20 protein-coding genes are annotated in these 23792 nt (G+C 70.0%); 17 read left to right on the forward strand and 3 right to left on the reverse strand.

The window, feature by feature from the left end; genetic code table 11:
- Positions 1-61 precede the first annotated feature (61 nt).
- The 9 genes from Dfulv_RS00230 (at position 62) to Dfulv_RS00270 (ending at position 13856) form a co-directional block, all read left to right on the forward strand.
- Positions 62-694: a TetR/AcrR family transcriptional regulator gene (locus Dfulv_RS00230; RefSeq protein ID WP_259860562.1), complete on the forward strand. Its 633-nt coding sequence runs from the start codon at positions 62-64 to the stop codon at positions 692-694.
- Between the two features lie 79 nt (positions 695-773).
- The gene (locus Dfulv_RS00235; RefSeq protein WP_259860564.1) at positions 774-2111 is read left to right on the forward strand and encodes an acetyl-CoA carboxylase biotin carboxylase subunit; all 1338 of its coding nucleotides are present in this window, start codon (positions 774-776) and stop codon (positions 2109-2111) included.
- Positions 2112-2140: 29 nt separating this feature from the next.
- Positions 2141-3034, forward strand: coding sequence for a hydroxymethylglutaryl-CoA lyase (locus Dfulv_RS00240; protein WP_259860565.1), 894 nt, complete (start codon positions 2141-2143; stop codon positions 3032-3034).
- A 131-nt stretch (positions 3035-3165) separates the two neighbouring features.
- Entirely contained in the window at positions 3166-4080 is a 915-nt protein-coding gene (locus Dfulv_RS00245; RefSeq protein WP_259860566.1) for a hypothetical protein, read from the forward strand.
- A 237-nt stretch (positions 4081-4317) separates the two neighbouring features.
- Positions 4318-5754, forward strand: a complete 1437-nt coding sequence (locus Dfulv_RS00250; RefSeq protein WP_259860567.1) for a chaplin — start codon at positions 4318-4320, stop codon at positions 5752-5754.
- 176 nt (positions 5755-5930) lie between these two features.
- Positions 5931-7445, forward strand: a complete 1515-nt coding sequence (locus tag Dfulv_RS00255) for an acyl-CoA carboxylase subunit beta (protein ID WP_259860568.1) — start codon at positions 5931-5933, stop codon at positions 7443-7445.
- A 19-nt stretch (positions 7446-7464) separates the two neighbouring features.
- Positions 7465-8622 (forward strand): acyl-CoA dehydrogenase family protein, encoded by a 1158-nt coding sequence (locus Dfulv_RS00260; RefSeq protein ID WP_259860569.1) that lies wholly within the window; start codon positions 7465-7467, stop codon positions 8620-8622.
- Positions 8623-8671: 49 nt separating this feature from the next.
- Positions 8672-10777, forward strand: coding sequence for an MMPL family transporter (locus Dfulv_RS00265; protein WP_259860571.1), 2106 nt, complete (start codon positions 8672-8674; stop codon positions 10775-10777).
- A gap of 64 nt (positions 10778-10841) precedes the next feature.
- Positions 10842-13856 (forward strand): helix-turn-helix domain-containing protein, encoded by a 3015-nt coding sequence (locus Dfulv_RS00270; RefSeq protein WP_259860572.1) that lies wholly within the window; start codon positions 10842-10844, stop codon positions 13854-13856.
- Between the two features lie 211 nt (positions 13857-14067).
- On the opposite strand, the gene Dfulv_RS00275 is transcribed toward Dfulv_RS00270, so the two are convergent.
- Positions 14068-14568, reverse strand: coding sequence for a MarR family winged helix-turn-helix transcriptional regulator (locus Dfulv_RS00275; RefSeq protein ID WP_406567905.1), 501 nt, complete (start codon positions 14566-14568; stop codon positions 14068-14070).
- 101 nt (positions 14569-14669) lie between these two features.
- Here Dfulv_RS00275 and Dfulv_RS00280 point away from each other — a divergent pair, with 101 nt between their 5' ends.
- Positions 14670-15245, forward strand: coding sequence for a YceI family protein (locus tag Dfulv_RS00280; protein ID WP_259860573.1), 576 nt, complete (start codon positions 14670-14672; stop codon positions 15243-15245).
- Positions 15246-15413: 168 nt separating this feature from the next.
- A complete protein-coding gene (locus tag Dfulv_RS00285; RefSeq protein ID WP_259860574.1) occupies positions 15414-16889 on the forward strand; it encodes a glutamate--cysteine ligase family protein in 1476 nt (491 codons plus the stop codon).
- Between the two features lie 6 nt (positions 16890-16895).
- On the opposite strand, the gene Dfulv_RS00290 is transcribed toward Dfulv_RS00285, so the two are convergent.
- On the reverse strand, positions 16896-18260 hold the full coding sequence (locus Dfulv_RS00290) for a hypothetical protein (protein ID WP_259860575.1): 1365 nt from the start codon (positions 18258-18260) through the stop codon (positions 16896-16898).
- Positions 18261-18414: 154 nt separating this feature from the next.
- Between Dfulv_RS00290 and Dfulv_RS00295 the strand changes: the two genes are divergently transcribed.
- On the forward strand, positions 18415-19191 hold the full coding sequence (locus tag Dfulv_RS00295) for a PASTA domain-containing protein (RefSeq protein WP_259860576.1): 777 nt from the start codon (positions 18415-18417) through the stop codon (positions 19189-19191).
- 109 nt (positions 19192-19300) lie between these two features.
- Here the strand turns inward: Dfulv_RS00295 and Dfulv_RS00300 are convergent, their stop codons facing one another.
- Positions 19301-19564 (reverse strand): hypothetical protein, encoded by a 264-nt coding sequence (locus Dfulv_RS00300; protein ID WP_259860578.1) that lies wholly within the window; start codon positions 19562-19564, stop codon positions 19301-19303.
- 375 nt (positions 19565-19939) lie between these two features.
- Here Dfulv_RS00300 and Dfulv_RS00305 point away from each other — a divergent pair, with 375 nt between their 5' ends.
- From Dfulv_RS00305 to Dfulv_RS00325, 5 genes are all read left to right on the forward strand, one after another.
- Entirely contained in the window at positions 19940-20740 is an 801-nt protein-coding gene (locus Dfulv_RS00305) for a helix-turn-helix domain-containing protein (RefSeq protein ID WP_406567906.1), read from the forward strand.
- Entirely contained in the window at positions 20740-20967 is a 228-nt protein-coding gene (locus Dfulv_RS00310) for a DUF397 domain-containing protein (protein ID WP_259860580.1), read from the forward strand. The genes Dfulv_RS00305 and Dfulv_RS00310 overlap by 1 nt, the downstream gene beginning before the upstream one ends.
- A 161-nt stretch (positions 20968-21128) precedes the next feature.
- Complete coding sequence (locus tag Dfulv_RS00315) at positions 21129-21698, forward strand: hypothetical protein (RefSeq protein WP_259860581.1); 570 nt, start codon at positions 21129-21131, stop codon at positions 21696-21698.
- 138 nt (positions 21699-21836) lie between these two features.
- The gene (gene add / locus Dfulv_RS00320) at positions 21837-22796 is read left to right on the forward strand and encodes an adenosine deaminase (RefSeq protein ID WP_259860582.1); all 960 of its coding nucleotides are present in this window, start codon (positions 21837-21839) and stop codon (positions 22794-22796) included.
- A gap of 132 nt (positions 22797-22928) precedes the next feature.
- Positions 22929-23228 carry a hypothetical protein gene (locus tag Dfulv_RS00325; RefSeq protein WP_259860583.1) on the forward strand — a complete coding sequence of 100 codons (300 nt, stop codon included), beginning with the start codon at positions 22929-22931 and terminating at the stop codon, positions 23226-23228.
- The last annotated feature ends 564 nt before the right edge of the window (positions 23229-23792 follow it).

Genomic DNA, 23792 nt, shown 5'->3' on the forward strand with positions numbered 1-23792 from the left:
GTGACAACTTCCACTTAACGATCGTTCAGTGATTGTCTTGACACGAGGTTAGGCTTTCCCCATGACGCTGGAACAGCAAACCGTTCGTCCGCCTGCGCAGTCCCGAGGCGCGGGGAACGGTGGCCAGCAGCCACGACGGCGGTCCCGGCGCGAGGAGATCCTGGAGATCGCGGTCGGGCTGTTCGCCACCCGCGGCTACCACGGCGTCTCGATGGACGACATCGGGGCGGCCGCCGGAGTGACCGGCCCGGCGCTCTATCACCACTTCGCGGGCAAAGAGGCGATGCTCGTGGCCGCCCTCATCCCGGTGAGTGAACAACTGCTCGCCGGCGGGAAGGCGCGCATCGCCGAGGCCGCCGACGACCCGAAGACCGCGCTCGCCGCGCTCGTGGAGTTCCACGTCGAGTTCGCGCTGGCGAATCCGGCCGTCATCGCCCTGCATCTCCACGAGCTCGATAGGCTGCCTGAGGAGCCGCGGCGGCAGATCCGCCGGCTCCAGCGACTCTACGTCGAGGAGTGGGTCAACACGTTGACCGCTCTACGCGACGGATACCTTACCGATGGTGAAGCCCGGGTGTTGGCCCACGCCGCGTTCGGTCTCATGAACTCGACACCCTTCCTCGGTGGTGAGGTCGATCGCGCACGTCGTGCCGAATTGCTGCGCGCAGCGACACTCTCCGCACTCCAGGGGTAGCCGTTCGAGTGACTCCACAGGGTTATCCACAGCCTTGCCGCGTTCCCACCCACAGAGTTATCCACAGGAGATCCGCCGAATGCTGAGCTCACTGCTCGTCGCCAATCGCGGAGAGATCGCCCGCCGGATCATCCGCACCGCGCGCCACCTGCAGATCCGCACCATTGCGGTCTACTCGGAGGCCGACGCGACGCTGCCGTTCGTCAGCGAGGCAGACGAAGCGGTCCTGATCGGCCCGGCCAACCCCGCCCAGTCGTACCGTAACACCGAAGCGATCCTGGCCGCGGCCAAGTCGACCGGTGCGGAGGCGATCCATCCCGGGTACGGGTTCCTGTCGGAGAACGCGGCGTTCGCGGCGACGATCCAGGAGCACGGGCTGATCTGGGTCGGGCCCGGTGCCGACGCGATCGACGCCATGGGCGACAAGATCAACGCGCGCAACCTGATGGCCGCCGCCGGCGTGCCGGTCGCGCCCGGCACCACCGACCCGGCCACCACGGTTGAGGCGGCGATCGAGGCGGCTGCGGCCATCGGGTTCCCGGTCATGGTCAAGGCCGCCGCCGGTGGCGGTGGCATGGGCATGTCGGTCGCGAACGACGAGGCCGGCCTGCGCACCGAGTTCGACAAGGTCCGTGGCTTCGCCGAGCGGATGTTCGGCGACGGTTCCGTGCTGATCGAGCGGTATTTCCCGCGCGTGCGCCACATTGAGGTACAGATCCTCGGCCTGGCGGACGGGCGCGTGATCGCACTCGGCGAGCGCGAATGCTCCGTACAGCGGCGCAATCAGAAGCTCGTGGAGGAGACCCCGTCGCCGGCGCTCACCCCGCAACAGCGCGCCGACCTGCTGGCCGCCGCCGTCCGGGCCGGCGAGGCGGTCGGCTACCGCAACGCCGGCACCGTCGAGTGCCTGTTCGACCCGACCAGTGGGCAGTTCTTCTTCCTGGAGATGAACACCCGCCTCCAGGTCGAGCACCCGGTCACCGAGGCCGTGTTCGGCGTCGACCTGGTCGAGGAGCAGTTGCGGATCGCCTCGGGGCTCGCGCCGACCTTTGACCCCGACACGCTGACGGTCACCGGCCACGCGATCGAGGTCCGGGTCAACGCCGAGGACCCCAAGCGGTTCATGCCCGGACCGGGCGCGATCACGACCTGGGTCGAGCCGACCGGTGAGGGAGTGCGGGTCGACTCGGGATACGCGGCCGGCACCACGGTGACGCCCAGCTACGACTCGCTGATGGCCAAGCTGATCGTGCACGGCGCCGACCGGGCCGACGCGCTGGCGAAGCTGCGCACCGCGGTCGCCGGGTTCGAGGTCGTCGGGCCGAAGGTCAACCTTCCGTTCTTCACCGAACTGCTCGACAACGCCGAGTTCATCTCCGGCGACTACGACACAGCAATTGTGGGCAGGATGCGATGAGCGGTCCGGAGCGCAGCGGAGGTGACGACATGAGCTTCATCTCGATCCGCGAGGTCGGACCCCGCGACGGACTGCAGAACGAGGACCCGGTGCCGGCCGACGCGAAGGTGCGGCTGCTCGACGCCCTGTCGGCCACCGGGGCCCAGCGGATCGAGGCGGTCTCCTTCGTCCATCCGAAGGCGATCCCGCAGATGGCCGACGCCGACGAGGTGTGGGCCCGCGCGGCGAAGAACCCGGCGGTGCGGTACTCCGCTCTTGTGCCCAACTCGAAGGGCGCCCAGCGGGCGCTGGCGGCCGGGTTCACCGAGATCGAAGTGGTCGTGTCCGCGTCGGACACCCACAACCAGCGCAACGTCAACCGCTCGACCGACGAGTCCCTCGACGACATCGCCGGCCTCATCGACCTGCTGCACACGGCCGGCGCGACCGCCGAGGTCATCATCTCGACGAGCTTCGGCTGCCCGTTCGAGGGTGACGTCGACCCGGCGCGGGTCGCCGGGATCGTCGACCGGGTGGTCGCCGACGGCGCGGACCGGGTGGCGTTCGGCGACACGACCGGCATGGGCACCCCCCGGCGGGTCGAGGAGGTCGTGGGCCGGGTCCGCGAGCGCCACCCCGACCTGCCGCTGCTGCTGCACTTCCACAACACCCGCGGCACGGCCCTGGCCAACGTCCTGACCGCGCTGCGGCTGGGCATCACCGAGTTCGACGCCAGCGTCGGCGGCCTGGGCGGCTGCCCGTATGCGCCGGGCGCCACCGGCAACGTGGCCACCGAGGAGGTCGTGCACATGCTGCACGACATGGGGTACGAAACGGGGATCGATCTGAGGGCACTGATCGAGGCGGCCCGGATCGCGCAGGAGATCGCCGGACGGGAACTGCCCTCCGGAGTGCTCCGAGCCGGGCCGCGACTGCCCTTCTGAGCACCCTGGACCACTTGTGTCCGATTCGCCGGGGTTGTGGCGTGTCCCCGGCTCGGGCGGTTCGTTGGTCAGTACGGAAAAGTCACATGCGGTGCGATTGGTACCGCATTGAGCCGTACTGAGAGGCGGACATGGTCCAGTCGAAGAGCGAGCGCAACCCGCGCACGGCTTCGCTGCCGACCGCCTCACGCTGCGCCCGGTATGCCGTCCGGGGCCTGGTCGTGGCCGGTTTCGCCGGCGTGGCCTGGCTGCTGTCGGCGTCGGCGGCGAACGCCTCGGACGGTTCCGACGGCCTCGACCACCAGCGGTTCGGACTGCTGACGTCGGTGACCAGCCTGCTTGTCGGCGACGGTCACCGGCACGACGAGGCGCGGGACACCGGGCACGGCGAGCGTGACCACCGCGGCGACCTGGTCACCAGCACCGTGTTGACCGTGCTGAGCCCGGTGGACACGGTGACCTCGGTGGTCACGTCGAGCCGGGTCGCCGACACGCAGGCGCCGGTCCAAACCGTGGACCGTGCGGCCCACTCGGCGACGGCGGACGCGCCGAGTGTCCAGCACTCCAGCACCAAGAGGCCGGCAAAGGCCGGCATCAAGAAGACCCACCCGAAGCGGGCGCAGGAGCCGGTCGTCCAGGCCGTACCGGTCCGCCTCGGGTCCGGCGGCGACGTCACCGCCGCGGCGACCGGCGCCTCTGTCGCCGGCGTCGACCGGACCGACGCTGTCGTCGTCTCCCGTGCCGCCGACCGGCTCGACGCCGAGGACGGCACGGTCGAAACGCCGGTCGTGAGCCGGACAGACGCGCAGGGTACGCACCACGTGCCGCTGCTGCCCCGCCCGGCGCCCGTTCCGGCGTCGCCGGCGGTCGGCCTCGCCTCGGGGGCGCCGAGCACCGGCTCGGGCCTCAACCACGACGGTGGTGCCGCCGCCGTGCTGCCCGCCGCACCGGCCGGTGCGAAGGTGGTGACCTTCCGGCCGGTGGCGGTCGAGGACGACGAGCTGCGGTTGTCAGCAGCCGAGAAACCGACAGTCTCACCTGACTGAGGCCGGTCCGGCCAGCCGACGCGACGCCATGCGGGCAGCCGGAACCCGAGCCTTGGTCCCAGCGGACCCGCATCGACCACATCGCGGCATCTCGCAACACCGAACACGCACCATCCGGGCGCACGTCGACAGGGCGGAGCCGGGCAGAGCCTGCCCGCACGCTGGCTCACGGCACCGCGCCGCGCCCATCAGGCAGTACTGAACATCGAAAAACCTACCGAAGGGTCTCATTTCCACATGAAGACGTGGGTTCGTAAGTCGCTCAACGTGGGCGTGCTTTCCGCGGGCTTCCTGCTCGTCTCGGGTGGGGCTGCGCACGCCGACTGGACGACGGGCTACAACGCCGGCCTGCTGAACGGCAATCAGTTCGACACCACCGTGCAGGTGCCGGTCAACGTCTGCGGCAACTCGATCGCCATCCTCGGCTTCGCCGACGCCTCCTGCGGCGGCGGTGCGGCGGCGGTCGACACGGAGAGCGCGACGACCGAGGACTGGACCACCGGTTACAACGCCGGTGTGCTCAACGGCAACCAGTTCGACACCACCCTGCAGGTGCCGGTCAACGTCAGCGGCAACTCGCTGGGCCTGCTCGGCTTCTCGAGCGCCTCGAGCCAGGGCGGCGCGTACGCCGTCAAGGGCGACGCCGACTTCGGCAAGGGCAAGGGCAAGGGCAAGGGCCGCGGTCACGGCAACGGAAGCGGCAACGGCGGCTACAACAACGCCGGCGCCGACGGCTACACCGAGAGCGCCGCGAACCGTACCGAGGACTGGACCTCCGGCTACAACGCCGGCCTGCTGAACGGCAACCAGCTCGACACCACGCTGCAGGCGCCGATCAACCTCAGTGGCAACTCGATCGCCCTGCTCGGCTTCTCCAGCGCGTCCAGCCAGGGCGGCGCGTGGGCGGTCAAGACCGAGGGCGCGACCACCGAGGACTTCACCACGGGGTACAACGCCGGCATCCTGAACGGCAACCAGCTCCAGACGGTGCTCCAGGCGCCCATCAACGTGTGCGGCAACTCGATCGCCATCCTCGGCTTCGCGAGCGCGAGCTGCGACGGCGGCGCGACCGCCGTCAACGGCGGTGGCCGGGGCAACGGCGGCGGCCGCGGTGACGTGGACGACGACGACAACGGCTACGGCGACGTGGACGACGACGGCTACGGCTGGGGCGGCAACGCCAACAACAACGCCTACGGCAACTCGCACGGCAACGCCAGCGCGAAGCCGACCGGCATGGCCGCTCACGGCAAGGCCCACAAGGCCAAGAAGGCCAAGCGTGGCGTCCAGAGCATCAACCTGGACGAGCACGGCCGCCGCCACGGCACCGGCACCGCCAACAACAACGGCTACGGCAACGGCAACGGCTCGGGCAACAACAACGGCGGCTACGGCAACGGGTCGGGCAACAACAACGGCGGCTACGGCAACGGGTCCGGTAACGGGTCCGGCGCCGACGACAACGGCCGGGGCCGTGGCCGCGGGCACGGTGGCGCGACGGCCGTCCGCGGCGGCTGCAGCGACTGGACCACGGGCTACAACGCCGGTCTGCTCAACGGCAACCAGCTGAGCACCGTCGTCCAGCTGCCGATCAACATCAGCGGCAACTCGATCGGCATCCTGGGCTTCTCGCAGGCCCAGAGCTCCGGCGGGGCGGTCGCCTTCTCCTGCTGATCTCGGTACCGGGATCCCTCTGATCCGCAGGGGGTCCCCAGGGCCCTGTGAGCACACACCGACCCGTGTCCGCAAGTGGTCCACCGGGAGCGTTGGAACTTCACCTCCGCGTCGGCTAACCTGAACGATCGTTAGGGGTAAACGATCGTTCAGGCAGCCGACGCGGAGGTCGCACCATGGAGGGTGATGCCCTCAACCAGACGCGCAAGCGGATCGAGGCCGGGGGTGCGGAGAAGTACCACGCGGCCAACGCGGCGCGCGGCAAGCTCTTTGCACGCGAACGGGTCGCGATGCTCGTCGACGAGGGGTCGTTCGTCGAGGACGGGCTGTTCGCCAACGCGCTCGCCGAGGGACTTCCCGCCGACGGGGTGATCACCGGCGCCGCCACGGTCGACGGCCGGCCGGTCTGCCTCATGGCGAACGACTCGACGGTCAAGGCCGGCTCCTGGGGCGCCCGCACCGTCGAGAAGATCATCCGCATCATCGAGCGGGCCTACAACGACGGTGTCCCGATGGTGTACCTCGTGGACTCCGCCGGTGCGCGCATCACCGACCAGGTCGACCTGTTCCCCGGCCGGCGCGGTGCCGGTCGCATCTTCCACACGCAGGTGCGCGCCAGCGGCAGCATCCCGCAGGCCTGCGCCCTCTTCGGGCCCTCCGCCGCCGGCGGTGCGTACATCCCGGCGTTCTGCGACGTCGTCGCGATGGTCGAGGGCAACGCCTCGATGTATCTCGGCTCCGACCGCATGGTCGAGATGGTCACCGGCGAGAAGACCACGCTCGAGGCGATGGGTGGCGCCCGGGTGCACTGCGCCGAGTCCGGCGTCGGGCACTTCCTGTGCAAGACCGAGGCCGACGCCGTCGAGACCGTCCGGCGATACCTCTCCTATCTGCCGTCCAACTACTCGCAGCGGCCTCCCGTCGTTGACGCCCGCCCGGCGACCGGTGTCCCGGACATCCCCGCCAGCGAACGGCAGGCCTTCGACATGCGGCGCTTCGTGAAGGGGCTGCTCGACGAGGACTCGTTCTTCGAGATCCAGGCGCTGTGGGCCAAGGAGCTCACCGTCGGCTTCGGGCGGATCGACGGCAAGCCGGTCGGCGTGGTGGCCAACAACTCGATGTTCAAGGGCGGGGTGCTCTTCGTCGACTCCGCCGACAAGGCGACCCGGTTCGTCCAGCTCTGCGACGCGTTCAACGTGCCGCTGATCTTCCTCGCCGACGTGCCCGGCTTCATGGTCGGCTCCGCGGTCGAGAAGCAGGGCATCATCCGGCACGGCGCCAAGATGATCACCGCGATCTCCGAGGCCACGGTGCCGAAGATCTGCGTGGTGGTCCGCAAGGCGTACGGCGCCGGTCTCTACGCCATGGCCGGTCCCGGCTTCGAGCCCGACGCCACGATCGCCCTGCCCACCGCGAAGATCGCCGTCATGGGCGCCGAGGCCGCGGTCAACGCCGTTTACGCCAACAAGATCGCGGCGCTGGGCAGCGACGAGGAGCGCGCCGAGTTCGTCGCGCAGAAGCGGGCCGAATACGAGCGGGACATCGACATCATGCGGCTGGCCAGCGAGCTCGTCATCGACACGATCGTCGAGCCGTCCGCACTGCGCGGTGAGATCATCCGCCGCCTCGCCGCGGCACAGGGCAAGGACCGTCACTTCTCGCGCCGCCGTCACGGCGTGACCCCGGTCTGACCTCACGGAGGGATGCATCATGGTTGACTTCACGCTCGGCGAAGACCTGGAGGCGCTCCGTGCGAGTGTCCGGGAGTTCGCCCACGACGTCGTGGCGCCCGTCATCGGCGACTACTACGAGCGCCACGCCTTCCCCTACGACCTGGTCCGCCAGATGGGCAAGATGGGCCTGTTCGGCCTGCCCTTCCCCGAGGAGTACGGCGGGATGGGCGGCGACTACTTCGCGCTGTGCATCGCCCTCGAGGAACTGGCCCGCGTCGACTCGTCGATCGCGGTGACCCTCGAGGCGGGCATCTCCCTCGGCGCCATGCCGATCTATCGGTACGGCACCGAGGAGCAGCGCCGGCGCTGGCTGCCCAAGCTCACCTCCGGCGAGGCCCTGGCCGCGTTCGGGCTGACCGAGCCGGGTGCCGGCTCCGACGCGAGCGGCACGCAGACCCGCGCGGTGCTCGACGAGGCGACCGGCGAGTGGGTGATCAACGGATCCAAGGCGTTCATCACCAACTCGGGCACCGACATTACCGCGCTGGTGACGGTCACCGCGGTCACCGGGGTCAACCCGGACGGGACGAAGGAGCTGTCGACGGTCATCGTCCCGAGCGGCACTCCCGGGTTCAGCGTCCAGCCCGGTTATTCCAAGGTCGGCTGGTGCGCCTCGGACACCCACGAGCTGAGCTTCGACGACGTGCGGGTCCCGGCCGAAAACCTCCTCGGCACCCGCGGCCGTGGATATGCGCAGTTCCTGCGGATCCTCGACGAGGGCCGGGTGGCGTTCGCGGCGCTCGGCGTCGGGCTCGCGCAGGGCTGCGTCGACGAGTCGCTGGCCTACGCCAGGCAGCGGCGCGCCTTCGGCAAGCCGATCGGGGACTACCAGGCGATCCAGTTCAAGATCGCGGACATGGAGGCGCGGGCGCACACCGCGCGGCTCGCGTACTACGACGCGGCGAGCCGGCTGGTCAACGGCCGCGACTTCAAGCGGCAGGCGGCGATCGCGAAGCTGCAGGCCAGCGACGCGGCCGTGGTCAACGCCCGGGAGGCCACCCAGGTCCACGGCGGATACGGCTTCATGAACGAGACGCCGGTGGCCCGCATGTGGCGCGACGCCAAGATCCTGGAGATCGGCGAGGGCACCTCGGAGGTCCAGCGGATGATCATCTCCCGCTCGCTGGGACTCTAGAGCGACAGGAGGATGTTCGCGCGGCCGTGGGACGTGCTTGCATACTCCGATGTTCGCGAAACTGGGCACGCTCATGGACCGCCACCGGTGGCCCGTCATCGGGCTGTGGCTGGCGGTCACGGTGGCCGGCGCTGTCTTCGGGGGCGGCCTGTTCGACCGGCTCGTCGAGACGAGCACGAACCGGGCCGACAGCGAGTCCGCGGTCGCCCAGCGCCGCATCGACGAGCTGGCCCCGCAGGGCTCCATGGTCATCGCCGTCATCGAGGGCCGTGAGGTCTACGACGGCGGCCTCAACGCGAGCGTGAGCAAGGCCGCCCAGGAGATCCGCGGGATGCCCGGGGTCAAGGAGGTCAACGACCTCTACACCGGGCCCGGCGGCCAGATCGGCGCCGACAACATGAGCACCACCGTGCGGGTCGAGCTGGACCCGAAGCTCGGCGACGCCGACCGCGAGCAACTCGAGGACAAGGTGAAGGCCCGCCTCGAGCAGATCGAGGCGCCCAGCGTGAAGGTCGGCGGCACGAAGATCGCCGAGCGCGCGTTCGCCGAGCAGTCGGTGCACGACCTGGCGATCGGCGAGAGCGTCGCGTTCGCCGCGCTGCTCGTCGCGCTCGTGCTGATCTTCGGCGGCGTCATCGCGGCCAGCCTGCCGCTCGCGGTCGCGATCGTCGGCGTGACCGGCTCGCTGCTGCTTCTGCTCGGGCTGAGTCATGTGACGAAGGTCAGCGAGTATTCACTCAACGTCGTCACGCTTCTCGGCATCGGGCTCGCCGTCGACTACTCGCTGCTGATCGTCGCCCGCTTCCGTGAGGAGCTGCTGCAACACGAGCCGACCGAAGCGCTCGTGACCGCGGTGGCCCGGTCCGGGCGTGCGGTCGCCATCTCGGGCATCGCGGTCGCGCTGACGCTCGCCGGGCTGACCGCGTTCGCCGAGCCGCTGCTCGCGGCGGTCGCGCTGGGTGGCGCCGCGGTGGTGGTGCTGGCGACGCTGGCCGCCCTCACGCTCGTGCCGGCCCTGCTCGCCGTGGCGAAGAACAAGATCAAGCCGGCGGGCGAGGGCCTGTGGAAGCCGCGCGGCGACCGGAACCTGCTGGCCCGCCTCGCCACCCGCGCGCAGAAGGCCCCCGGGCCCGTCGCCCTCGGCGTGACCATCGGCCTGCTGGTCCTGGCCGCCCCGCTGCTCGGGGCCAACTTCGCGAACTCCGACGCCCGAGCCCTGCCGCACAGCAACGAGGCCCGCCAGGCGTACGACGCGTTGCAGTCGAAGTTCAACAACAACCAGCCCGAAGACGTCGTGGTGCTCGTCGAGGCCGGCCCGGAGCGCGCCGACGTCCGCATGTTCATGAACCAGATCAACGGCGAGTTGCAGACCTACGTGTTCCGGCTCGAGGTGCGGCCCGACGTCCCGAAGGGCTACACGATCCTCGACCTGACGCCGAAGGGTGAGGTCGGCGGTGCGGAGTCCGGTGAGCTGGTCCGCAGGATCCGGGCCATGCAGACGCCGTTCGCGAAGTCCGTGACCGGGCCGACCGCCGAGGTCATCGACTACCGGCAGTCGCTGGCCGAGCGTCTGCCGCTCGCCGGGCTCGTCGTGCTGCTGGTGACCGTCGTGTTGCTGTTCGCGCTGACCGGCTCGGTGATCATCCCGCTCAAGGCCGTGCTGATGAACCTGCTGACCCTGCTCGCCACGCTGGGTGTCCTGGTCGTGGTGTTCCAGTGGGGCTGGGGACAGATTCCGCTCTTCTTCGACTCCTGGGGCGGCGTCGATCTGACCACGCCGGTGCTGCTGTTCGTGTTCATCTTCGGCCTGTCGATGGACTACGAGGTCTTCCTGCTGGCTCGGATCAAGGAGGAGTACGACCAGCGCCCGGACACCAACCGGGCCGTGCTGCGCGGCATCACCCGATCCGGCCCCGTGGTCACCGCGGCCGCGATCTGTATCGGCATCGTGTTCCTGGGCTTCACGTTCGGCGGCCTGGTCGCCGTCAAGGAGATCGGTGTCGGCATGACGGTCGCGGTGCTGATCGACGTCACCGTCGTGCGTGGCCTGCTGCTGCCGGCGCTGATGACGATGCTGGACAGCTGGAACTGGTGGGCCCCGCCGTTCCTGCGCCGCCGCCCGGCGCCTCCCACCCGGTCGACGGTGGTTGTATAGACGATCGTCGTGGTTCCGACGCCCAGCTTCTGGGTACCAGCGCAAATAAGTACGCTTCATCAACATGTCTCCAGGTCCGGGCCATGATTCGCAGAATGCCGGGGCAAGGTTCGCCGCGACGCTGCGGGCCCGTCGCCTCGCCCGCGGACTGACCCAGGAGGAACTCGCCAGCCGGACCGGTCTGGGCGTGCGGACGCTGCGCGAACTGGAGCGCGGCCGGGTCGCCCGTCCGCAGCGCAACACGGTGTCGCTGCTGGCCGAGGCCCTGTCACTGAGCGGCCCGGACCGCGACGACTTCGTGGCCAGCGCCGGCGGTCGGGGTGGCCCGAGCGGCGTCTCTGATCACCCGTGGGGCCGGCCCCACCCTCGGAGCATCCCGGGTCTGCCGGCGGGCGGCCCCGGCCAGATCTTTCCGGACCAGGCCCTCCCGGGCAGGGACGCCCAGGGTCGAGACACATCCGGTCAGAGCATCCCGGGCCAGGCTGTCCCGGGCAGCGGCGTGCCGAGGCGGGCCGGGCCGGTCGGCGGCGTGCAGGACCGGGCCACGCCGGGGAGCGGTGTCCCGGGACGGGCTGCTCCTGGCAGCGGCACGCGGGGCGGGGCCGCACCGGGCGATGGTGTGCGGGAGCGGACCATGCCGGGCGGCGGTGCGCCGGGCCCGGGCACATCGGACGGCGGCGCGTCGGGCCGGGCCATGCCAGGTGGTGTGCCAGAGCAGATCGTGGCAGGCGGCGTGCGGGGCCGAGCTGTCCCGGACACTGACGCGCCGAACGGCAGCGGCGTCCCGGGCGGGGAAGTCCTCGGAACGGGTGTCCTCGGCAGCGGTGGCCCTCCGACGGGTCGGGTCTCCGGGCGCGGTGTCCCCGCCCGGGCGGCTGCGGGCAGCACTGCCGGTGAGGTCACGCCGACCCTGCCCCTGCCGACCCACCCGCCCCTCGTCGGGCGTGACGCGGACGTTGCGGAGCTGCTCACGCTGCTCGGCGGCCCCTACGGCGCCGAGCTCATCGCGCTCGTCGGGCTGGCCGGCATCGGCAAGACCGGGCTCGCCCACGCCGTGGCGCAGCGGGTCGCGGCGGCCGGTGCCACCGCCGTCTCCGTCACCATCACCAACGTATCCCGACCCACCGACATCTTCGCCGCCGTCGCCGCGGTGTTCGGGGTCGCACGGGCTGAGGAACTCGTCGACCGGTACGCCGGCCGGCCCGCCCTCCTGGTCCTCGACGGAATCGACCGGTCGCCGAGGGCGGCGGTCGAGGCGATGCACTGGCTGCGCTCACGGGTGCCGGCGGTGCGGATCCTCGCGACCAGCCGCCGGCCGCTCGCCGGGGAGGTGCCAGGTGCCGTCGACTGGCGCGTGGAGCCGCTCGATCTTCCCCCGCCCGGGCCGTACGCGGACCCCGCGGCCCTGCGGCGCGTGCCGTCCGTCGCGCTGTTCCTCGACCGGCTGCGCCAGGTGCGCCGCGAACCCGTCGCGGACCAGGAGGTCGGCGCGGTCGCCGAGCTGGTACGCCGGCTGGACGGGCTGCCGCTCGCGATCGAGCTCGCCGCCGCGCGGGGCCGGGTGCTGGAGCTGCCGGAGCTGCTTTCGCGGTACGGCCACCGCGTCCTCGACCTGGCGCCGACCGACGCCGGCGGCCGGCGGCTCCGTGACGCCGTCGCCGCCAGTTACCACCTGCTCGACGAGCGGGAACAGGCCGCGCTGCGCAGGCTGTCGGTGTTCCGCGGCCGGTGGTCGCTGGAGCTGGCCGAGGCGCTGCTCGACGACACCGTCGACGTCGAGGCGATCCTCGACCGGTTGGTCGGGCTGGGGCTCGTCAGCGTCAGAGGACCGGGCGACCTGCGGTTCCGGCTGCTCGACGTGGTCATGGACTTCGCCGCCGAACAGTGCGCGAACCACAGTGAGCTGCGGGACACCCGGCTGCGGCACGCCGAGGTCGTCACCCGGGTCGCGGTCCGCATCTCGGCGGAGTTCACCGGACCGGGCAGCGCGCTGGCGGTGTCGCGGCTCGACTACCTCAACAGCGACATCCGGTCGGCACTGCGGTACACCTCCGTCCGTGATCCGGCGATCGCCTTGCGCCTGGCGGGGGCGATTCCCCGGTGGTGCCGGCTGCGCGGGCGGGACGTCGAGGCGCACCGCCTGCTGCGGCGGCTGCTCGACGACCGGCGCGCGCAGGACTGCGACCCGCTCGTGCGAGCCGTCGCGCAGGTGGGTGCGGCGATGCTCGCCAGCGCGCACGGCCGCGGGGTGGTCGAGCTCTGCGCGACGGAGGCGGCGCTCGAGGTGCTGGTGGCGTGCGGCGACACGAGCGCGGAGCTGACCGCCCGGGCGCTGCTGGCCGGCATCTGGCAGGCGGTGGGCGGCGCCGAGGAGTCGCGCCGGCACCTCGAGACCATGCTCGGGCTGGCGATCCGCACCGGACGGGTCCGGGAGATCGGGGTCGCGCAGAACAACCTGGCGTGGCACGACATCAGGACCGGTGACCTGGCGACGGCGGCACGGCGGCTCACCGCGGCCGGCCGGCGTGCGGTGGAGGCCGGCGACGCGCGGATCCGGGCACTGACCCAGGCGAACCTGGCGGAGGTGGCGCGGCTCGACGGACGGTTCGACGACGCCGTCGACCTGGGCCGGCGGGCGGCGGCCACGATCGCCGAGATCGGCGACCCGACGCACCGGGTGCGGGCGCTGGGCACGCTGGGTCAGGCACTGGCCGAGTCGGGCCGGCCCGATGACGCGGCGGACGTGCTGGTGGAGCTCGCCGAGATGCCGGGTGGCGCGGGGATGTCCGACATGATCACGGCCTATCTGGCGGTGGGGCGCGGTGACCGTACCGCTGCCGCCCGTGCCTTCGAGTCCGCGGCGAACCTGCTGGCCGGTCGTGACGACATCCGGGACGTGCTGGAGGCGCTGACGGGGCTGGCCGCGTGCGGGGAGCCCGAGGTCCGGCGGCGCGCACTCGACGAGCTCAACGGCATCCGGGAGCGGGGCGGCCTGGCGCTGCTGCCGCGGGAACGGGCCTTGCTCGGCGAACGGCCGCTGCCGGAAACGGCACGGACGAAGGCCCCTGGAGCGCGTTGACGCCCCTCCCACCTTGCTTCGTCCGTGCCGGCCCCCTGCGGGGGTGCGGTGCCTCCCCGGCCGTGGAGGCTATCCGAGTCGTTCGGGAGGTACGGACGGATATACCGGATTTATGGATCGATGGGAGTTGAAGCTGCCGGTGGTCCTGCCGGTTACTCACCCGACAACAAGTCCATTACTTATGTCGACGGACAAACCGCACGTCGCGGCGCTATGCGGCGGCCCGCACGTCCTGCGGCTGACCCTGCACACCCGAGGTCGCGCCCGGGCGGACCGCGTCACGAATCGTCCGCAGGCTGCTGAGCAGCTGATCGAGTGCCTCCGGTGAGAGCCTGCCGGTGAACCACTCCTCGATGAGCGCGACGTGACCGGGCAGCACCTCGTGCATCTTCGCCACGCCGGCCGGGGTCACCACGGTGAACGAGCCGCGCCGGTCGGTCGGACAGGCCCGCCGGGTGGCGAAGCCGTCGCGCTCCAGGCGGTCGACGACGCGGGTCACGCCGCTGGTCGACAGGCCGGTCTGCGCGGCGAGGTCGGTCATCCGCAGCTCGCCGCCGGGTGAGCGGGACAGTCGGACGAGCACCTCGAAGTCGACGCTGCCGAGGCCGTGCTCGGCCAGCTGGATGTTGAGCCGCGCGTTGATTCCCGTGAAGGCCTCCACGAACAGGCCCATGGCGGTGATTCGCGGATCTTTCAGCAGCTTGTCGGTCACAAGGCGAGTCTAGCAAGAGAGTGCTTGACAAACGAGACTCTGCCGAGAGTATATTTGCGGCGACAACCTTCTTCACCGCAGCACATTTGAGGGGACCCATCATGACCGCACCCGCGAACACCCGCGAGTTCAACGGGCTCACCATCCCGACTCCGGGCAAGTTCGAGCTCGACCCGGCTCACACCCGCGTGAGCTTCGTCGCCCGCCACATGATGGTGAGCAAGGTCCGCGGCGGCTTCACGAGTGCCAGCGGCAGCATCGTCGTGGCCGAGGACCCGCTGCAGTCGCACGTCGAGGTCAGCATCGACGCCGCCAGCATCGACACCGGGGTGGCCGACCGCGACGGCCACCTGCGCAGCCCCGACTTCCTCGACGTGGAGAAGTTCCCGGCGCTGACCTTCAAGAGCACCCGCGTGGAGAGTGCGTCCGGCAACGAGTTCAAGGTCGTCGGCGACCTGACCATCCGCGACGTGACCCGCGAGGTCGTGCTCGACGTCGAGTTCGAGGGTCACGCGAAGAGCCCGTGGGGCCAGGAGGTCATCGGCTTTGCCGCCACGACCGAGATCGACCGCGAGGAGTTCGGCATCACGTGGAACCAGGCGCTGGAGACCGGCGGCGTTCTCGTGGGCAAGAAGGTCAAGATCGAGATCGGCGCCGAAGGCGTCCGTCAGGGCTGATTCCGGTTATGCCGGAGTTCGACCGTCGTGCAGAGGGTGGGCGAAATCTCCCACCCTCCGCAAGGTCGCGCTTACCCTCGGCTGCATTGGCGTCCGTTTTGTCCCTAGCGGTACACCCGGCCCACTCCTAACGTGGAGGGTCCAAGAGGGGCAGCGGTTGGGGACAGCATGGGCCAGGACGTCACACGGGGAGCATTCTCGCGTGCGGACCGCGCTCGATATCGGCAGAAGGTGCGCCGCTGTCTCGACGTCTTCGCCCTCATGCTCAACGACTTCCGGTTCGACTCCGACCGGCCGATGACGGGTCTCGAGATCGAGCTCAACCTCATCGACCCCGGCGCCCAACCGGCGATGCGCAACGCCGAGGTGCTCGCGGATCTCGCCGATCCGTCGTTCCAGACCGAGCTCGGCCAGTTCAACCTGGAGATCAACGTCGCGCCGAGGGTCATCGAGGGTGATGGGCTCGACGTGTACGAGCGGGAGGTCCTCGCCAGCCTCGTCCACGCCGACGAGCGTGCCCGCAAGTCCGACGCCCAGCTGGTGCTGATCGGCATCCTGCCCACCCTGCGGCAGGAGCACGCGGTGCTCGACAACCTGTCGAACAATCCGCGATACCGGCTGCTCAACGAGCAGATCATCAACGCGCGCGGCGAGGACATCACGCTCGACATCCGCGGGCAGGAGCGGCTGCAGGCGCAGTCCGACTCGATCGCCGCCGAGTCGGCGTGCACAAGCGTCCAGTTCCACCTCCAGGTGGCCCCCGAGGACTTCGCCCTGCACTGGAACGCCTCGCAGGCCATCGCCGGTATGCAGGTGGCGGTGGGGGCGAACTCGCCGTACCTCTTCGGGAAGCGACTCTGGGCGGAGACCCGCATCGCACTGTTCGAGCAGGCCACCGACACCCGGCCCGAGGAGCTCAAGGCACAGGGCGTGCGGCCCCGGGTGTGGTTCGGCGAGCGGTGGATCACGTCGATCTTCGACCTGTTCGAGGAGAACGTTCGGTACTTCCCGCCGCTGCTGCCGATCACCGACGACGAGGACCCGGTGGCGGTGCTCGAGGCCGGCGGCGTGCCGCACCTCGGTGAGCTGCGGCTGCACAACGGCACCATCTACCGCTGGAACCGGCCGATCTACGACATCATGAACGGCCGCCCTCACCTACGTGTGGAAAACCGGGTGCTGCCCGCCGGACCGACGGTGGTCGACCAGCTGGCCAACGCCGCGTTCTACTTCGGGCTCGTCGGCGAACTGGTCCAGCACGACCGGCCGATCTGGACGCAGCTGCCGTTCTCCTCCGCCGAGGAGAACTTCCACACCGCCGCCCGGGAGGGCCTCGATGCGCGCCTGTGGTGGCCGGGCCTCGGTGAGGTACGCGCCGGTGAACTGGTCCTCGACGAGATGCTCCCGATGGCGTCGGCCGGCCTGGACCGCTTCGGTGTGCAGCCGGCGACCCGCGACCGGCTGCTGGGCGTCATCGAAGGACGCTGCCGCACCGGCCACAACGGCGCCGCCTGGCAGACCGAGGTGGTGCGCGACCTCCAGGAGCGGCACCATCTCGACCGGACGTCGGCCCTGCGGCAGATGCTGCTGCGCTACAGCGAAGGCCTGCACGCCAACGAGCCGGTCCACACCTGGCCCGTGTAGGGTTCGCTACTCGGCGGGCTTGCCCCGGCCCCGGCTCTTGCGGCCCGACGTGGGCTTGGCCGGCGCGGGATCGGCCGGCGACTCGGGCCACAGCGGGGTGACCGGGGCACGGCCGGCCTGGCCCGACGACGAGCCGGCCGGGACGGCCGGCTCGTCCACAGTGTCCTCGGCGTAGGCGCGGTTCGCCGACTCCGACGTGTAGGTGCGGCCGGACTTCTCACCGCTGCCGTAGGCCCGGGCCGGTGCGTAGGCGTCCGACTCCAGATCCTTGGCCGAGTCGACGTCGGCGCCGACCGTCACCGGCTCCTTCTCCGTGTCCTCGGGCGCCGTCCACGGGTCGTCGACGCTCTCACCGGCGGCCGACCGGCGGCGTGCCTCGGCGGTGTCCGCATCGGCCAGGGCCGCGGTCCAGTCGGAGTATTCGGCGGCGGAGCGCGTGTCACGATCTTCGGCGGACGCCTTGCGGGCGGCACGGGCCTGGGCGCGGGAGCGTGGCGTGCCGATCGCGGAGACGATGACCGAGCCGGCGAGGCCGGCGAGCACCGCATAGGGCGCGATGACAAACGCCGACAGGTGCTGGTCACGCTCGCCGAGGGCGGGCACGGCCAGGAAGTAGGCGATCGCCACGAGTAACGGTCCGGCGGCTCCGGAGATCGCGACGCCGACCCGGTTGTCGCCGCGGCGGCCGGCGGGCCAGGCCGCCAGCGCGCCGATGATCAGCGCGGTGGCCAGCATGAGCAGCGCACCTGGGAGGTTGACCATGCCGCGGATCCAGACCGCGTCGGTGAACTGCCAGGTGCCGAGCTGGGCGGCGATGGCCGTGTCGCCCTCGACCCGCACGACGTCGGCGACCGCGACGACGGCGAGTGTCCACAGCCAGGCCGACGAGGCGATGATGTTGGCCGCGATCGCCCGGGCGGTCAGCGCGCCGATCGCGAGCAGCAGGCCGACGATGATGCCGGCGACCGCATATCCACCGGCGGTGAAGTATGGCGCGGCGTTGTCGGGCCGGGGCGTCCGCGCGGGGATCGCCACCAGCGGCACGATGATGAGTGAGCCCACGGCCGCGGCGAGCGCGGTCACGACCCGCCAGGCGATCATCAGGGCCTGTCCGGCGGCGCTGTGCGGATTGGCCGGGACCGGTGCTCCGCCTGCGGCGAGCCGGTCGGCGCATATGGCGCCGATGACGGTCGAGGTCGCCGCCAGCCAGGCCACCCAGGCCAGACTGCTGACCCAGACGGTGGCGCTGTCGTCGGCCGGCTGCCACGAGATGATGCCCAGTCCGTAGCCGAGACCGAGCTGCGCGGCACCCGCGCCCGCCGCGACACCGATCGCGGTGAATATTGAGGTTGCCCAGCTTCGTGCCGCCATGCCGCGCAGCGTACGCCCAGCTGTCCAACCAGGCGAGTCGATGTCGTGGGAACGTCAGCCGCACTACGGAGGGTGGGTTACAGGTGGCGCAGCGGCGGGAATCAGTACGTCGCGGCGCCTTCGTGGCGCCGGGACAAGGTGGTGAACTGGACCTATGCCGCACAGCCCGGACCAGTCGTCCGAGCCGGACCGGACACAGCCGTTCGGGCAGCCGGGACCGGAGTCGGACCAGACCCGGCCGTTTCGCCCGCTCGACGAGCAGGGGCCGGACGAGACGGTGCACGATGTGCCACCGCCGCCGGCGGCGGATCCGACCGCGGTCCAGCCGCCGGTCGACGACGCGCCGCGCTGGTCCGCCCGGGCCAACGTGCCGCGGCCCGGGGACCCCGGTTTCCGCCGTCCTGCCCCGCAGGAGTGGGTCACCGAAGAGGAGGACCCGTATCAGGGGCGGTCGTGGCTGACCCCGGTGATCGTCGGCATGGTGGCCCTTGTCCTGGTGGCCGTCCTGACCACCGGCATCTGGCTGATCTACCGTGCGACGGAGCAGGGTGCGAACACGCCGGAAGACCCGGCGCCGGCGCTGTCGGTGGGCAGCTCGGCCGTACCGTTGCCGACAACCGCGGCCACGACGGAGGAGGTGCCCTCGTCCGAGCCGGCGCCCACGACCACCGCGCCGTCACCCGCCGGCCCGGTCGTCGTGCCCCGCCTGCGCGGTGCGACGCTCGCGGAGGCGACCGTAAAGCTGCAGGTGCTGGGGCTGAACGTGGCCGTCGAGCGCAAGGCCGACGGCTCGGTGGCGCCCGGGGAGGTGCTGTCGACACGGCCCGGTGAGGGCGAGGCGGTCGAGCCGGGTGACACGGTCACGCTGGTGGTCGCCACCGCGCCGGTCACCGTCTCGCCGCCGTCGGTGCCGGCGCCGTCGGCGTCATGAACAAGCTCTCGCCCGTCAGACCAGGCGAAAAAAGTGATCGAAGGACGGACCCCGGCTCTTCGACAGCCTGGGATCCACCCTTCGATCGCGGTGTGCGGGAAGATGCGGACTATCCCACCGGCACTGGCATGCGGGCGGCCGGGACGCGCGAGGTTCGCGTGATGAAGCCGGGCTGCAGGCCCTGGAGCAGGACGAAGATGGACCGGCGCTCGACGGCGTCGCCGCTGGCGTTGAGTTGGTAGCCGTCCAGCCATGCCCAGCCGTCGTAGGTCTGCCAGTCGTGAACCCTGATCACCCGGAACAGCATCGGCGACGTGAACTGCACACTCGCGGTCTTTGTCACGCGCAGGACGTCACCGGTTCTCGGTAACACAGTAGGACTCCCGTCTTCCGTCGGCGTGTCGGGGAAGGTCGGTGGCGGCCAGGTTTCGCGTCCAGAGCCATCACCGCCGATCGGTCCGATCGTTTGTCGCTGCGTCCGCAAAGGTGAAAGTGTTCCGCCCAGGTGAACACTCCGTAACCTCGGCCACACGGACAGGTTGCCCCAGAACCTCAAGACATGCAACTTGCAAGACGAACTTTCCATCGTGCGTATGAGTTGCCGGATGTTGTGCCGTCGTCGCCTTGCGCGGTCCTAGGATGTTGCCCTGATCTATACGTGACGTGACTACGTACGATCTCGGCGCGGAGGTGCGACAGCGTGGCAAGTCGTCGAGGCAGTCCGACCCTGCGGCGCCGGCAGCTCGGGATGGAGCTGCGCCGGCTCCGGGAGGCTGCGCACGTCACGATCGATCAGGTCGCCGAGCGCCTGGAGTGCTCCGGCTCCAAGATCTCCCGCATCGAGACCGGGCAGACCGGCGTGACCCCGCGGGACGTGCGGGACATGCTCGACATCTACGGCGTGGACCCGGACTACGCCGACCAGTTGCTGAAGATCGCGCGCGAGGCGCGGCAGAAGGGTTGGTGGCAGCTCTACGGCGACGTGCTGACGGGTGCCTATGTCGGGCTCGAGGCGGCCGCCGATCACATACGCTCCTATGAGGCGCTCGTCGTGCCTGGCCTGTTGCAGACGGAGGAGTACGCGCAGGCCATGATCCACGCGGCCCGGCCGGACATCAGCGCCACCGAGGTGGAGAAGCGGGTCCGTGTCCGAATGGGGCGACAGTCGTTACTCACTCAGGATGACCCGATCGATCTCTGGGTGGTGCTGGACGAAGCCGTCCTGCGCCGCCCGGTCGGTGGCGGGGCGGTCATGCGCCGGCAACTCGAGCATCTGAGCCTGGCGGCGAGTTGGCCGAACGTGACCCTTCAGGTGCTGCCCTTTGCCGCCGGAGCTCACGCCGGGATGGACGGGACATTCACGATGTTGCTGTACGACGAGTCCGCCGGACAGAATTTCGTGTTCGCTTCGAACGCTGCCGGCGGTCTCTTTCTCGAGAAGGACGACGAGCTTCAGCGCTACGGATTCATCTTTGACTACTTGCGCGCCAACGCACTCCGTCCTGACGAGTCAGAGTCTCTGATCGTGAAGCTGGCAAAGGAGCTGTAGTGAAGATCGAAGCCAAGGGCTTCAGCGTGAGCCTCGACGGTGCCGTTTGGCGCAAAAGTACCCGCAGCGGTCCCTACTCCGACAACTGTGTCGAGGTGGCGTTCGTCGGCGGGGCGGTCGCCCTGCGCGATTCGAAGGACCGGGCCGGGGCGGTGCTGCTGTTCACCCCGGAAGAGTGGCTGGCCTTCGTCGACGGCACCAAGGACGGGGAGTTCGACCTGGCGTAGGAATGCGCCGGGCGCGTCGACCGGTCCGTTTCCGCACGCGCGGAGCGGGCCGGTCGTTTTTGTGTTTTCTGCCGGGAGCGTGGCCGTTGCGCCCGGATCGTCGTTGTATGTGTGAGTGTCGCACCTCGGCATTTCCCCCGAGTGAGATAAGGCTTGCACCGATGAACATTGGCCCCGACAACTTCGGCAACGGATCGTCGAAGACCGACGACCGTTTCTCCGGGCAGCTGGGCAGTTACCGCCCGGGCGGTCGCCGGGACGCCGGCATCGGCGACGGGCCGATCGACGACCTGTCGCCGCGCAACGGCTCGCTGGACAGCTCTTTGATCGGCGGGTCGCTGACGCCGCCCAAGCTGCCCGAATCCTCACTGGTGGCGGACATGGGACCGCTGACCGGAGGATCACTCTCCTCGGGTTCACTGTCCTCGGGTTCGTTGTCCTCGGGTTCGTTGTCCTCGGGTTCGTTGTCCTCGGGTTCGTTGTCCTCGGGTTCGTTGTCCTCGGGTTCGTTGTCCTCGGGCCCGCTGGACGAGCCCATGTTCGGCCGGGACCCCTGGCTCGACGCGGCGCCCAGCGGATCGATGGCCGATCACCCGCTGCTGCGCGGCCTGCTCATGGAGTTGCCGCCGAAGGGCACGTTGCCGCAGCAGGAGTGGCTGGACCGCTGGTTCGAGGCGGCCCGGTCGATCCTCGAGCTGATCTACTCCCACGAGGCCCGTTCCCTGAAGTAGCAGGTCCGTCGCACAGCCCGCCGTCTATCGACAGGTCGATCTCCAGCCTGTACAAAGCATGGAGGACTCGACCTGGGGAGGTCGGACGGGCTCCGGTGCGCCGAACGGGTGACCGGGGCCCGTCGTTACGTTGGGACCATGACGCATCCGAAGATCGAGCTGCACGTTCATCTCGAAGGCGCCGTGCCGCCGGCGACCCTCCTGGAGATCGCGCGCCGCAACGAACTGCCGCTGCCCGCCGACACCGTCGAGGGCGTGCAGGAACTCTACGAGTTCACCGACTTCGCGAAGTTCGTCCAGGTGTGGATCCTGACCACCAACTGCCTGCGCACGGCGGCGGACTTCCGGCAGATCGTGGTCGACTACGCGGGCGTGGCGGCCGGTCACGGCGCGGTCTACCTGGAGGCGATCTTCTCGCCCGGCGAGCGGGTCCAGCGCGGCGTCGCCTGGGAGGACCTGTTCGAGGGCTACACCGATGGCATCGTCGAGGCGCGGGAGCGGCACGGGGTCATCGTGCGGCTGACCCCCGACCTCTACCGTGGCATGCCTGTCGAACTGGCCGAGGACGTGGCCCGCTGGAGTGCGCGGTACCGCGACCGCGGGATCGTCGGGCTCGGCCTGGGCGGCGACGAGCGGGCCAGTTCGGCGCTGCTCTACGCGAAGGCGTTCGAGATCGCCCGTGACGGCGGTCTCGCGGTGGTGCCCCACGCCGGGGAGTCGGCGGGTGCCGAGTCGGTGCGGGAGATGCTCAGCCTGGAACCCGACCGGCTGCGGCACGGCATTCGTGCCGTGGAGGATGCGGCCGTACTGGCCGAGATCGTCGACCGCGGCCTCGTGCTGGACGTCTGCCCCACCTCGAACCTGCGCACCCGGTCGGTCCCGTCGCTGGCCGAGCACCCCCTGCCTGCGCTGGTCGCGGCCGGCGTGCCGTGCACCGTCAACACCGACGACCCGGCTATGTTCAACACGGATCTGGCTCAAGAACACCGGATCGCGGCCGATCTCGGACTCGGTGCGCGTGAGGCCTACCTGGCCGGCGTGGCCGGTGCCGCCTGCGACGAAGAGACGCGCGCTCTACTGCTGAGCAAGATCAGTTGAATCGGTCGAACGGTTGATCGGGTGCCGCCGTCCGGACGACGCGGATGTCGCAAAGTTGATGGTCGATCTTGAAATGTCCGCTTAGCTTAGTTCGAGTTTGCTGCTGGTAACGGGGAGGCAAGGGTGAGTGACGTGACCGATTTGATCTTCGCGTTGATGAGCGGTGGCGGCCTCCTGGCCCTCAGCATCGGCGCCTTCGGTGTTCTCGACGCCTACAACAAGCGCGGGATCGGCGAGAAGCGCGTCGACTGGCTCATCGCGCTCTACGCGTTCGGCGTTGTCATGAACATCGTTGCCTATGTCATGCTCGACCGCTGGTACATCGCAGCGCCGCTGGCCCTCATGCTGGTGCCGGCCGAGCGCGCGCTGGACAAGCGGGGCACGTTCAAGCGGCGTGGCGCCAAGGTCAACGCCATCACCGGCCGCAACTGAGACGTCAAGGGCCGGCTGCCTCCCGGAGCCGGCCCTTTTCATTGCACTTCGCTGGTCAGCCTTGATCGTCGGACGGATTCGGCTCCCCGGCCACGGATTTCGACCAAGGTCGACGTTTTGATCGCTCTGCCCTTCAGGGGCCAGCACACATGATCGCGAACTTGCCGCAATCATGGCCAGGCACCGGCCGAAGTGCACGGGACCGAGCGTTCGGCGAGCTCGCGCCACGACAGTCCTCGGCCTCCCGCAATCAGTTTCAGATCACGAAAACCCGGTGCTGTTCCAGCAATACCGAGTCTCCGTGATCATGAAGCAGGCCGGCAACTCGTCCCGGGCTACAGCATTCGACCAAGGCCGCCCCGCCGATCGCAGCTGCTGCGGAGTCCGGCCGCAACTGCGACCAGCCTCAGCCGCCGCGCTCGGTGATCGCGAACATCTCGCGATCATGGGCGCGGTGGTTGAGCGCGGCCGGGTGGTGCGGCTGCGGTTCGTAGATCAAGGGAAAACTTCGGGTTGCCTGGGAGCCTGTTGCGCAATTCGCTGGGACGGCGTCGGCGGCCCAAC

Origin of the sequence: Dactylosporangium fulvum (assembly GCF_025137375.1) — a bacterium.
Taxonomy (GTDB): domain Bacteria; phylum Actinomycetota; class Actinomycetes; order Mycobacteriales; family Micromonosporaceae; genus Dactylosporangium; species Dactylosporangium fulvum.